5 protein-coding genes are annotated in these 12754 nt (G+C 69.6%); all 5 read right to left on the minus strand.

Going from position 1 to position 12754, the window contains the following annotated elements; genetic code table 11:
• Window positions 1–498, minus strand: a 498-nt coding sequence (locus tag VF794_RS03405; protein ID WP_331107652.1) for a glutamine amidotransferase-related protein, incomplete at its 3' end; no start/stop codon positions are given.
• A gap of 32 nt (window positions 499–530) precedes the next feature.
• Window positions 531–1166 (minus strand): endonuclease III, encoded by a 636-nt coding sequence (nth, locus tag VF794_RS03410; RefSeq protein ID WP_331107654.1) that lies wholly within the window; start codon window positions 1164–1166, stop codon window positions 531–533.
• 166 nt (window positions 1167–1332) lie between these two features.
• Window positions 1333–2565, minus strand: a complete 1233-nt coding sequence (locus VF794_RS03415; RefSeq protein WP_331107656.1) for a PAS domain-containing sensor histidine kinase — start codon at window positions 2563–2565, stop codon at window positions 1333–1335.
• Window positions 2566–2718: 153 nt separating this feature from the next.
• Complete coding sequence (locus tag VF794_RS03420; RefSeq protein ID WP_331107658.1) at window positions 2719–3105, minus strand: hypothetical protein; 387 nt, start codon at window positions 3103–3105, stop codon at window positions 2719–2721.
• Entirely contained in the window at window positions 3102–12749 is a 9648-nt protein-coding gene (locus tag VF794_RS03425) for a PKD domain-containing protein (RefSeq protein ID WP_331107688.1), read from the minus strand. The genes VF794_RS03420 and VF794_RS03425 overlap by 4 nt, the downstream gene beginning before the upstream one ends.
• Window positions 12750–12754: the final 5 nt, after the last annotated feature.

Consider the following 12754-nt stretch of genomic DNA (forward strand, 5'->3'; position numbering starts at 1 on the left):
CGAGTCGCCGAGCCGGAAGGCCTGCTGCGAGTAGCGATCCGTGGAGGCGAGCAGCGTGGCGCCCGGGACGGACTTGAAGGTGTCCTGGTGCCAGTGGGCGACGGTGGTACGCGGGCGCACGCCGGCGATGACCGGATCGGCGAGGCCCTCCTTCGTCCAGCGCACGGGGCCGACGCCGACCTCGAGCCCGTTCTTGCCGACGAAGACCTCGGTGCCGGCCGCGGCGGCGAGCAACTGGGCGCCCAGGCAGAGGCCCAGCACGGGGCGCTGGAGGGCGAGCCGCTCGGCGACCAGGGCCAGCTCCTGGCCGAGGAAGGGATGGCGGTCCGCCTCGTAGACCCCCATGGGTCCGCCGAGCACCACGACCAGCTCCGCGTCCACGTCCTCGTGCTTGACGGTGCGGAAGCGTTTCACCAGCGTGAAGCCGGCCGCCTCCAGGGCGGGGCCGAGCAGGCCCGGACCTTCGTGCTCCTCGTGCTGAAACACCACCGCGCGCATGGGTTCCTCCTGGGACGCGAGTCCGTTCCAGCCTACTCCACCCCGATCTTCGGGCAGCTCTCGTTCATGGGGCAGGCCTCGCACTTCGGCTTGCGCGCCGTGCAGGTGTAGCGGCCGTGCAGCACCGTCGCCGGCCCGAAGAAGGTCCACTCGTCCTGGGGGACGAGCTTCATCAAGTCCTTCTCGATCTCCTCGGGCTTCTCCTTCTTGGAGAGGCCCATGCGCTGGCTGACGCGGGCCACATGGGTGTCGACGATGACGCCCGAGGCGAGATTGAACGCGGTGTTGAGCACGACGTTCGCCGTCTTGCGGGCCACACCGGGCAGGGTGATGAGCTCCTCCATCGTCCCCGGCACCTCGCCGCCGAACTTCGCCAGCAGCTCGCGGCTCATCGCCTGCACCGTCTTCGTCTTCTGCTTGTAGAAGCCCGTCGGCTTGAGGTCCTCCTCCAGCCCCGCGGTGTCGGCCTCGGCGAAGGCCTGGGGGCCCGGGTACTTCTGGAAGAGGGTAGCGGTCACCCGGTTGACCCGCTCGTCCGTGCACTGCGCGGCCAGGATGGTGGCCACGAGCAGCTCGAAGGGCGTCGTCCAGTTCAGCTCGTAGCGGGCACCCGGGTGGGCCTCGTGGAGGCGGGCCAGGAGGGTCTTGGAGGTCTGTGCGGGGGTCATATCCGGAGCCGAGTCTACCGGCTCCAGGCCCCAAAACGATGGGGACGAGTCAGGGCAGGGTGAAGACCCGCACCGCCTCCACCGGGCCGGTATGCGGGCCCATGCCCATCCGCAGCGGGGGCAGGCCCGTGCGAGCGCGCTCCTGGTTGAGGCGCTCGAGGCGAGCTCACCGCGAGGCCATCATCTTGACCGGCAGCGTGACGATGAAGGTCGAGCCCTGCCCGGGAGTGCTCCGTGCCCGGATGCTCCCGCCGTGCCGCTCGGCGATCTTGCGGCAGATGGCGAGGCCAATCCCCGTCCCTTCGTACTTGCCCCGCCCGTGCAGGCGCTGGAACACGTTGAAGATGCGGTCGACGTACTTCTCGTCGAAGCCGATGCCGTTGTCCTCCACCCGGAGCTCGCACAGCTTGGACTCCGGATCGACCGTGGCTTGAACGGAGATGATCGGCGCCACGTCGTCCCGGCGGAACTTGAGGGCATTGCTCAACAGGTTCTGGAGGAGCTGCCGCATCTGGATCGGCGAGGCCTCCAGCGTAGGCAGCTCGCCAATCGTGACCTTCGCCCCCGTCTGCTCGATGGTCGATTCGAGGTCTCCCACCACGCCGCGAGCGATCTCCGAGAGGTCCACGAGGAGCATGGATTGTGCCCTCGACGAGATGCGGGAGTAGGCGAGCAGGTCGTCGATCAACTGGCGCATGCGCTTCGCGGCGTTGTTCATCCGCGAGAGGAGGTCACGCCCCTCCGGGCCTAGCGCCTGGGAGTACGTCGCCGCCAGGTGGTCACTGAAGGTCTGGATCTTCCGCAGCGGCTCCTGCAAGTCGTGCGAGGCCACGGAGGCGAAGTTCTCCAGCTCCCGGTTGGACTGCTCCAGGCGAAGCTGGGTGCGCTTGAGCGCCGTGATGTCCGTCAGGCTCACCGTGAAACCGATGACCTGCTCCCCCGACCGGATCGGCCCCACCTGCACGCCGAACCACTCCGGGCCCCCGAAGGAGAGATTGGGCCGGTGTTCGTACGAGACGGGCTCGCCCGTCGCGAGTACCCGCCGGACGTAACCCCGCACCATCTCGACGTCCTCCGGCGGGGTGAAATGATAGTAGCTCTTGCCCACCACCTCCGCGGGGCTCAGACCCGGGATGGTGTAGTTCATGAACCGGACCCGCTCGTCGGCGTCACACGCCATCATCAGGATCGGCGACTGCGCGACCAGTACCTCCACGCCGAACGGCTCATCCTTCGTCGTGCGGCGCGCATCCAGGGTGGCGGAGAGGTTGTTGAGTGCCGCGGCCAGCGGTGCGAGAGGCCCCTCTCCCGGCTGACACCGGATATTGGGCTCGTTGGCCGCCAGTCGATTCACCAGATCGATCAACTCCTCGATCTTCGTTGCTCCACCATCGTCCACTTCGACACTCCATTGCGCTATCAAGCAGGGCCCCCCCCTTGGGACGCTCTACCGTCCCATGAGGGTCATGCTCACAAGGCCTGGACTCCAGACCAACAGGAATACCCTGAGTGTGAACAACTGGTCATCACCAGGAGGGTGAGCGGACGGGACTCACTCCTTCACGATGCGCAGCGTCACCGTGGATTCCTGCCGGGGCGTGATGGGCACCACGGCCGCGGCGGCGCCCACCGCCTGCTCCCCCTTGAACGCCCGCACCTCCACGCGGATGCGCTCGCCTGTCGTGGGGCCCGGCTCCAGCCCGAGCGTCAGAGGGAACCTGTGCTCCTGGGTGAGCGCGTACTCCTTCTCCAGCAGCACCTCCGTTTCAGCGACGCCCACCACCCGGACGCCCACCCGATCCACGTCGTCGGGAATGCGCAGGGCCCCCTCGGGCCCGATGGCCTCGATGGTCAGGAAGACCGCGCCCCGCCCGCACCCCACCAGCAGCAACAGCCCCAGGGCCAGTCCTGCCCAACCCCTTCGCGCGGAGCTCCTCACTTGAGCGTCTCCATCCCGATCGTCCCGGGCCGCACCGCCGCGTCCCGGTTGAACACCACCGGAGTGACCACCGCCGCCGCGGCCCCCACGCCCACCGCCGTCCAGAACAACCAGCTCTTGTAGACGGGCGTGGACACCGTCAGCGCCACCGTCTCCATCGTCAGCTCCAGCGGTGCCTGCTCCCCGCCCACCGAGGACAGCAGCCCCCCGCTCGCATCGCGCGCCCGGATGAAGTACTCGATGGTCCGCTTGCCCGCGGGACCGGGGAAGGCGTTGGGCACGTTGCCCGAGAAGGCACCGTCCTCGCCGCGCGCCATCCCGAGCTGCGAAAAGCCGCTCGTGCTCCCACGCGGGCGGTAGTGCAGCGTCATCGCCGCCACCCGATCCACTCCAGCCGTCACCGCCACGTCCACCGTCGTCGTGCCGCCGTGCGAGTTCGGCTTGGGCGGCGAGTGTCTCAGCTTCACGGCCTGCCGCGCCCGGTACGCCTTCTGCGCACTGGCGAAGTAGGAGCGGATCTTCGGCGACGCCCCCCCCGTGAGCTCGTAGTCCGGCTTCAGCTCCAGGATGTGCAGGAATGACTCCTCCGCCCGGACCGCGTCGTCGAAGGCCGAGTGGGTGAGCGCCATCAGCTTGTAGATCTCCACCCGCTGGGCCGGCGTCACGCCCTTCACCGCCAGCGCGAACTCCAGTTTGGGGAGGATCTCCTCGAACTGGAAGCTCAAGTAAAGCTGGCGCGCCTCCTCCAGATACGGGTTGGGCGGGCCCTCGGACGGGACCGGAGTCTGGGGCGAGGGCTCCGAGGCGGACGTCGCGGGCGTCACCGCCTCCGGATCCTCGAACGGAAGGGGAGCGGCCAGCTCGTCGGCCGGTGGCTCCTCGGAGGGCGGTGCCTCGACAGGCGCCTTCTGGAGGGGTTTGCGCTTGCCCTTGCCCTTCTTGGGCATCTTGAGCGACGACTTGCTCCGGACGACCTTGCGAGGACCCGCGTCCGCGGACCCTGGCGTCCAGGCCACCCCGAGCGCCAGGAACACGGCCAGCACACGCGCCCAGCGCATCCTCCTCCGCCCGATCAGCAACAGCAGCGCGGCCAGTGGCAGCGGCGCGCCCGTTCCACTCGAGCAGCCCAGGGGCCCACCCTTCGAGTCCGCCTGGACCATCACCGTCGCGTACGCGGGCGCGCTGGTCAGGTCTCCGTCCGAGACGCGGAGCCTCAGCGTGTACGCGCCCGGTACCGTCGGCGTGAACGACGGCGTCGCGGTGGTCCCATCCGCGAGCACGGGCTCGTTGCCGGTGGGGAAGCCCGCCAGGGTCCACTCGTACGAGAGCTTGTCGAGCGGATCCGGATCATGGCTCCCGGTCCCCTCCACCGTCACCTTCTCGCCCACGCCCACCTCCACCTCTCCGCCCACCACCGCCACCGGCGTCTTGTTGTCCGCGCCGTGGGTGCTCAAGACCACGTCCACCTCATCGGGCGAGCTGGGAACCTCACCGTCCCAGACGGTGAGGCGGAAGCGATAGCGGCCCTTTCCGGGGGGAGTGAACCTCGGAGTCGCATCCGAACCCTCCAGCACCACCGGGCTGCCCCACACCTGCTCCCAGGCATACCGGAGCGGCTGGCCATCCGGATCCGACGACCCCGAGCCATTCAGCGTCACGACGTCTCCGATGATCACCTGCTGATCCGCTCCGGCGTTGGCGAGCGGCGGGCGGTTGCTCCCGGTGGTGACCTGGACGAGCACGGAGGCGGGCACGGAGGTCAGCTTGCCGTCCGACACGGTGAGCGCCAGCCGGACGAAGCCCGTCCGGGTCGGCGTGAAGGAGGGTTTCGGAGAGCGCTCATCATCGAGCGTCACCTTGGGCCCCGCGAGCTGGGTCCACTGGTAGGTGAGCACGTCTCCGTCCGGATCCGTGCTGCGCGTGGCATCGAGCTGGAGCACCGCGCCCACGGCCACCGAGCGATCCGCGCCCGCTCGGGCGACGGGGCGGCGATTCACCGCCGAATCACTGATCTCGAAGGTGACCCGGTCCTCGGGGCTCGTGGTCTTCCCATCGCTCACCGTCAGGCCGAGCACCACCGTGCCCGCCCCCGTCGTCCGAAGCGTCGGAGTGGGGGAGGTGGGGGGCGTGGGCGCCTCGCCGGGGCCGGAGATCTTCCGCCAGGCATACGTCAGCGCGTCACCGTCCACGTCGTAGCTGCCGCGCCCCTCCAGGAGGAGGGGCTGGCCTGACTCGCCCACGCCATCCGGGCCCGCGTTGGCGACCGGCACGTGGCTCGTCACCAGGGGATCCACGGCGATCAACTCGGTCAGCCCGGACGCGCTGTCCTGCGTTCCGTCATTCACCACGAGCACGGCGCTGTAACGGCCATCTCTGTGAGGCGTGAGCCGGGCCTTGGGTTGATCCGCGTCGGTCAGGGAGGCCCGCTCCGCGCCGAACTCGAGCGTCCAGCGGAAGCCGAGCGCGTCACCGTTCGGATCGGCGCTGCCGCTGCCATCGAGCGTCACCTCCCGGCCCACCGCCACCACCCGTCGCGTCGGCACCGAGGCCCAGGGGGCCAGATCCAACACGGTGACCGTGGTGCGGACCGGATCACTGGAGGCGCCCGCCGAGGCGACGAGCTCGAAGGTACGAGCACCCGCGCGGGTGCCCAGGAACCAGGCGGTCGCCTTGTCCGCGTCGTGCAACTCCACCGGCTCCCCGGACACCTGCGTCCACTGGTAGTCCAGGGCGCGGTTCAGCGGATCCGAGCCCGTCCCCACGAGCACCACCCGGCCGGGCGACGCGGTGAAGTCCGCGGGCACGGTGGCGGTGGGCTTGGGCGCCGGGATGTCGATGAGCACCTCATCGGTGGTGGTGCCCTCTCCGTCGCCCACCGAGAGCACGAGGGTGTGCTTCCCGATCGGCAGATCCACGGCGACGCGGCTGCCGCGCCCGAGGACGGTTCCGCCCTCGGACCACGTGTAGTCCAGCACGTCCCCGTCCGCGTCCCGCGAGCCCACGCCGTCGAGCGTCACCCGCATCACCTCCTGGGTGGGAGGGATCGTCTGGTCGAGGCCGGCGTTGGCGACGGGCGGCGAGTTCTCGATGAAGACGGGGCTCGACACCTCGGCGGGGCCGTGGTCGGAGCCATCCCGAGGCCGCACCCGGTAGTACCAGACCTCGCGCTTGGTGGTCGCCGAGGCGGGCACGACGGTCTGGTTGAACAACGAGGGCTGCTCCAGGCCGTTGCGGTACCAGCGGATCTCCGAGCCGGACTGCGCATCCCCATCCGGATCGGCGAAGGTGTAGACGGCCTGGAGCGCATCATCGGTGCGCGGCTGCGCCGGGTTGAGCAGGGCGTTGGTCGCGGACGGCACCGTGTTGCCGAGCGCCACCGCCGCGGAGGTCTGCGTCGCGCCGAAGGCGAGGCCATCCTTGGGGCGCACGCTGAAGCTCCAGGCCTCGCCCTTGCGCGCCGTCCCGGCGGGGACCGTCTTCAGCCCGGCCAGCGAGGCCACCAGCGTCGCGTTGCGGTACCAGTTGATCTCGCTGCCGGACTCCGGCTCTCCGTCCGGGTCGCTGTAGAGGTAGTTGGCCACCAGGGCGTCCTGGGCGCTGGGGGCGAACGGGGTGATCTGGAGCGCGGTGGCCACCGGGGCCGAGCTGCCCACGATGACCGAGGTGGACGTCACCAGCGAACCGAAGGCCACGCCATCCTTGGGCTTGACGGTGAAGTACCAGGTCTCCGCCGCCTTGGCGGTCCCCGCGGGCACGGTGCGCTGGCCGACCAGCGCCGTCACCTCCACCTCGTTGCGGTACCAGCGCAGCTCGGTGCCCTGCTCCTCATCCCCGTCCGGGTCCACGTACGTGTAGCTGGCCACCAGGGGATCCGTCGCCTTGGGGGACAGGGGCGAGAGGTTCACGTTGGTCGCCCTGGGCGCCGTGTTGAGGATCAGCACCGGGGTACTCGTGACGAGCTGCCCGAAGTCGGTGCCGTCCTTCGGCTTCACCGTGACGTACCAGCTCTCGCCCTTGGCGGTGGCGCTGGCCGGGAGCGTCTTCAGCCCGACGTAGGCCTGCGCCTCCGTTCCGTTCCTGAACCAGCGGATCTCGGTCCCGGACTCGGGATCTCCGTCCGTGTCCGCGAACGTGTAGGCGGCCACCAGGTTGTCATCCGTGCCCGGCTGCGCGGGCTGGATGGCGAGGCTGCTCGCCAGCGGCGCGTTGTTGGCGATGGAGACCTCGGCGGAGGTGAGCGGCGGGCCGAAGTCCGTGCCGTCCTTCGGGCGCACCGAGAAGGACCACTTCTGGCCCTTGGCGGTCGAGCCGGCCGGCACGGTGGACTGGTTGAAGAAGGCGGTCTGCTCCACGCCGTTCTTGAACCAGCGGATCTCACTGTTGAGCTGCGCGTCGTTGTCCGCGTCCGAGAAGGCGTACGTGGCGGTGAGCGCCTCGCCCGCGTTGGGGTTGGCGGGGCTGATGGAGAGGTTCGCGACCACCGGCGGCGAGTTCTGGATTGTCACCGTCGACGAGGTCACCGTGGGGCCGAGGACGGTGCCGTCCGAGGGCGTCACCGTGAACTTCCAGGACTGGCCCTTGGCCAGCTTGGAGGGAGGCACGGACGGTGCGTTGCGCAGGGTGGGGTCCTCGGTATTGTTGCGCAACCACTTCACGCCGGAGCCGGACTGCGACTTCGATTCCGGATCCTGATCCACGTCCGAGTAGGTATAGGAGGCGCTCAGCGTGTCGGTGACACGCGGGCTGGCTGGCGCGAGAGCGAGCTGCGTGGCCGTGGGCGAGGTGTTGGCGATCGTCACCGTGCTGGAGGTGACGGCCGCGCCGAAGTCCGCGCCGTCCTTCGGGCGGAGGATGTAGTACCAGTTCTGCCCCTTGGCCGCGGTGCCGGCGGGCACCTTGTTCAGGTTGGCCAGCGCTGGCTGTTCCTCTCCGTTCTTGAACCAGCGGATCTCGCTGCCGCTCTGGGCGTCGCCGTCCGCGTCAGCGTAGGTGTAGCTGGTGGTGAGCGCGTCGGAGGTCTTCGGGGCCGCCGGGGTGATGGTGGGCGGCAAGCTCGTCACCACCGGGGCGGTGTTGGCCACCGTCACGACGGGCGAGGTCTGCGTGGGGCCGCAGAGCGGGGTGGGGTCGCAGGGCGTGACGGTGAAGGACCACTTGTCACCCTTGGTGGTGGCGCTCGCCGGCACCGTCTGGAGATTGTCATGGGCCGGCTGCGCGATGTCGTTCTTGAACCAGCGGATCCTGCTGCTCGTCTCCAGCTGCTTGTCCGGATCCGAGTAGGTGTAGCTGGCGGTCAGCGCATCATCCGTGCGCAGGGGGTTGGGGGAGATCCGGACGTCGGTGGCGGTGGGGGCGGAGCTGCCCACCACCACCGTGGTGGACGTCACCAGCGAGCCCAGGCTCGTGCCGTCCCTGGGACTCAGCGTGTAGAACCACTGATCATTGAGCGTGAGCGGCCCCAGGACGGTGCGCGCATTGTCCAACTCGGACTGATGCACACCGTTCTTGAACCAGCGGATCTCCGAGCCCAGCTCCGCGTCACCGTCCGGGTCCACGTAGGTATAGGAGACGCCCAGACTGGAGGCGGAGCTGGGTGAGGCGGGGGAGATCTGCACGTTGCCCGCGGACGGCGGCGTGTTGGCGATCGGCACCACCGGCGACGTCACCGGGGTGCCCGTGGCCGTTCCGTCGCTCGGTCGCACCGTGAAGTACCAGAACTGCCCCCGGGCGGTGGCCGAGGCGGGCACGGTGCGCTGGTTGAGCAGCGCCGACTGCTCCTCGTTGTCGAGGAACCAGTGGATCTCACTGCCGCTCTCCACGTCCCCATCCGCGTCGGCGTAGGTGTACTGGGCGCTCAAGACATCGTCCGTCCTGGGAGGCGCGGGCGAGAGGGTCGGCGTGGACGCGACCGGGAGCGTGTTGCCGATCGTCACCTTGGGAGACGTCTCCTGCTTGCCCGACTCCACGCCGTCACGCGGCCGGACGGTGAAGTGCCACTGCTCGCCGCGAGCGGTGGCCGAGGCAGGCACCGTCAGCAGGCCGGCGAACGCCACCTGCTCCTCTCCGTTGCGGTACCAGCGCACCTGGGTGCCGCTCTCCGCGTCCCCGTCCACGTCGTGGTACGTGTAATCGCCGGTGAGGTCATCCTCCGTCTTCGGCGCCGAGGGCGTCAGGGTCAGCGGGGTGGCGGTAGGCCGGTTGTTGGCCAGGTAGATGACGACGCGGTGGTTGGTCGTGTCCGCCACGTAGAGGCTGCCCGCGGAGTCCAGCGCCACGCCGCGCGGACCGCACACCGACGAGGCGCTCAAGCCGCCCGCGTTGCACGAGCTGCCGCCGAAGGACGTCTGGCCGAAGACGCGATCCGCGCTCGCATCCGTCGTCCTCGGCGAGTTGTACTGGAGGACGCGGTCGTCGTCGTTGTCGACCACGTAGATGTTGCCGAACGAATCCACCGCGATGCTCTTCGGATCGCACAGCGACGTCGCGTTCGTCGTCCCGCAGCCGGTGGAGGTCATCCCCGTCTTGCCGATCACCAGATCCGCCACCCGGTCCGAGGAGAGCGGCGCGTCGTACTCGAGCACACGGTCATTCCCGCTGTCCGCCACGTACAGCCGCAGGGAGGGGAGGGTGACATCCAACGCGAGATGGTAGGGATCGCACAGCGAGCTGGCCGACACGCCGCCCTTGTTGCAGCCGGAGGTGATGAAGTCCGGCTTCCCGAAGACGAAGTCGGCGGTGAGGTCGGTTCCCCAGGGATCGAGGTATGCCAGCACCCGGTCGTTATCCAGGTCGCTGATGAACACCTCGGAGGCCGGGCTCACCACCACGCCATGGGGCTCGCACAGGGAGATGGCGCTGGGGTTGGCCAATCCGCGGTTGCACGAGTTCTTGATGAAGTCCGCCTGGCCCATCACCTTGTCCGCCACGGTGTCGGTGGTGAAGGGGGAGTCGTAGAGGAGGACGCGGTGATTCGAGGTGTCGGCCACGTAGACGCGGCCCCGCGAGTCCACCGTCACCCCCGTGGGTTCGCAGAGGCTGGAGGCGGATACGCCCTGGCTGTTGCAGCCCGCGCCCAGGAGATCCGGCTGGCCCAGCACCAGATCCGCGGGCGAGCCATTCTGGAAGGAGGTGATATCCGCCCAGGCCAGCACGCGGCTGTTGTCGTTGTCCGCCACGTAGAGCCGGCCCGGAGTGACCGAGGTGTCGAGCGCGACGGCGTAGGGCGAGGCAAACCCGGCGCCGTCCACGAGGTTGGAGCCGTTGTTGCGGAAGCCGCCCTGGCCGAGCACCGCGTCCGCCGAGAGATCCGTCGAGAGCGGCGCGTCGTAGCGCAGCACCCGGTGGTTGCCACTGTCCACCACGAACACCTCGCCGGACGGGGCCACGCCCAGGGCGCGCGGCTGGCAGAGGGAGAGGGCGGAGATGCCGCCGCTGTTGCAACTGGTGGCGGCGAAGTCCTTCTGCCCGAAGACGCGATCGGCCACCGCGTCACCGCTCGTGCCAAAGGGGGCGTTGTACTCCAGCACGCGCGAGTTGTTGTCGGAGATGTAGAGGTTGCCGGCCGCGTCGGTGGCCATGTCGAGGGGCGTGCACAGATTGCCAGCGCCGGGCCCGCCCTTGTTGCAGAGGCCCGTGGTGGACGCCGCCTGGCCGAAGACGCGATCCGCCGCCTGACCGGAGGTGAGTGGCACCGAGCTCCACGCCAGCACGCGGCTGTTGGAGGAGTCCGCCACGAAGAGCCGGTTGGGGTTGGAGAAGCGATCCACGTGCACGCCCGTGGGCCCATTGAGGCCCGCGGCGTCGATGGAATTGCGCGAGGTGTTCTCGAAGTCCGTCTGGCCCAGGATCCGGTCCGCGGTGGTGTCGCCACCGGAGGCGAACGGGGTGTTGTAGGCGAGCACCCGGTGGGCAGCCGGATCCGCGACGTAGAGGTTGCCCGTCGCGTCCACCGCCACCGCGGGCGCGGAGGTGGCGAGGCAGGTGGCGGAGGGGGTGGAGCACCCGTTGGACGTCACGCTCGACCGGCCCACCACCTTGTCGGCGACCAGGCCGCTGGTGAGCGGCGTGAGGTAGCCCAACACGCGCGCGTTGCCCTCATCGCCCACCCACACGTTGCCCGCGCCGTCCACCGCCACCGAGCCCGGGTTGCACAGCGAGGAGCCGCTGATGCCGCCCGCGTTGCACGCTCCCGACGTCATGCTCGCCTGACCGAAGGCCCTGTCGGCCACCGCGTCCAGGGGCGAGGCGTTGTACTCCAGCACGCGCGAGTTGCCGTAGTCGGCCACGTAGATGTTCCCGCTCGCGTCGAGGGCCAGGCCGCGCGGGTTGCACAGCGTCTGCGCGGAGATGCCGCCGGTATTGCAGGTGCCGGTGGTGAAGCCCGTCTGCCCGGACACCTGATCCGCGAGGGTGTCTCCCATCCGGCCCCCGTTGAACAGGAGCACGCGGTGGTTGCCGGAGTCCGCCACGAGGAGGTTGCCCGCCGTGTCCAGCCCCACGCCCCAGGGGCCGCACAGGGTGCCCGCCCCGAGGCCCCCGCTGTTGCACGCCACCCCGGTGAAGGCCGCCTGACCCCACACCTGGTCCGCCACGGCGTCGGAGGTGAAGGGCGCGTCGAAGACGAGCACCCGGTTGTTGTTGGTGTCCGCCACATAGAGGTTGCCCGCGGCGTCCACCGTGACCCCGCGCGGGTAGCACAAGGTGCGGGCCCCGGCTCCCCCGGTGTTGCACCCGCTGGTCTCGAAGTCCGGCTGGCCGATCACCTTGTCCGCCGGCGCCCCGCTGGCGAAGCCGGTGGCGCTGCTCCAGCCCAGCACCCGGTGGTTGTCCGTGTCCGCCACGTAGATGCGGTTGGGCGTGACGCTCACATCGATGGCCAACCGCGTCGGGTTGGTCAGGCCCCTCTCATCCACCCGGTTGGGGGCGTTGCGCGCGAGACTCGTCTGCCCGAGCACCCCATCCGCCACCTGATCCGAGAGCGGCGAGGCATAGCGCAGGACGCGGTGGTTGCCCTGGTCCGAGACGTGGAGGTCTCCCGTGCCGTCCACCGCCAGGCCCGTGGGCGTGCAGAGCGTGGTGGCGCTCGGGCCGCCACCCAGGTTGCAGGTGGTGGTGAAGAAGCTTCCACCCTGGCCGAAGACGCGGTCGGCGATGAGATCGGTGGCGAAGGGCGCGTTGAACTCGAGGACGCGGTTGTTGTTGGTGTCCGCGACGTAGAGGTTGCCCGAGGCGTCGACCTCGACGGCCCGGGGGGAGCACAGCGTGGTGGCACTCACCCCCGTGGTGTTGCAGGCGCTCCGGTACTGATCCGTCTGGCCGATCACCTTGTCCGCCGGCGCGCCATTGGCGAAGGCGAGGACGTTCGACCAGGCCAGCACCCGGCTGTTGGCGGTATCGGCCACGTAGACGCGCGGCGGGCTGACGCTGGTGTCGAGCGCGAGCCCCTCCGGCGCGTTCAGCCCTCGGCCATCGAGCAGGTTGACCGAGGCCAGGTTGGGCGCCGCCTGGCCGAGGAAGATGTCTCCCACGTTGTCCAGCGGGGAGCGCAACCCCTGGCGTCCCTGGGCGAGGGAGGGGAGCTCACTGGCGGCATCCACGGGAGCGGACTCGCGGCAGGCGGCGACGGCGAGCAGGAGCGCGGGCACCAAGA

Origin of the sequence: Archangium sp., from assembly GCF_036389735.1 — a bacterium.
GTDB lineage: Bacteria > Myxococcota > Myxococcia > Myxococcales > Myxococcaceae > Archangium.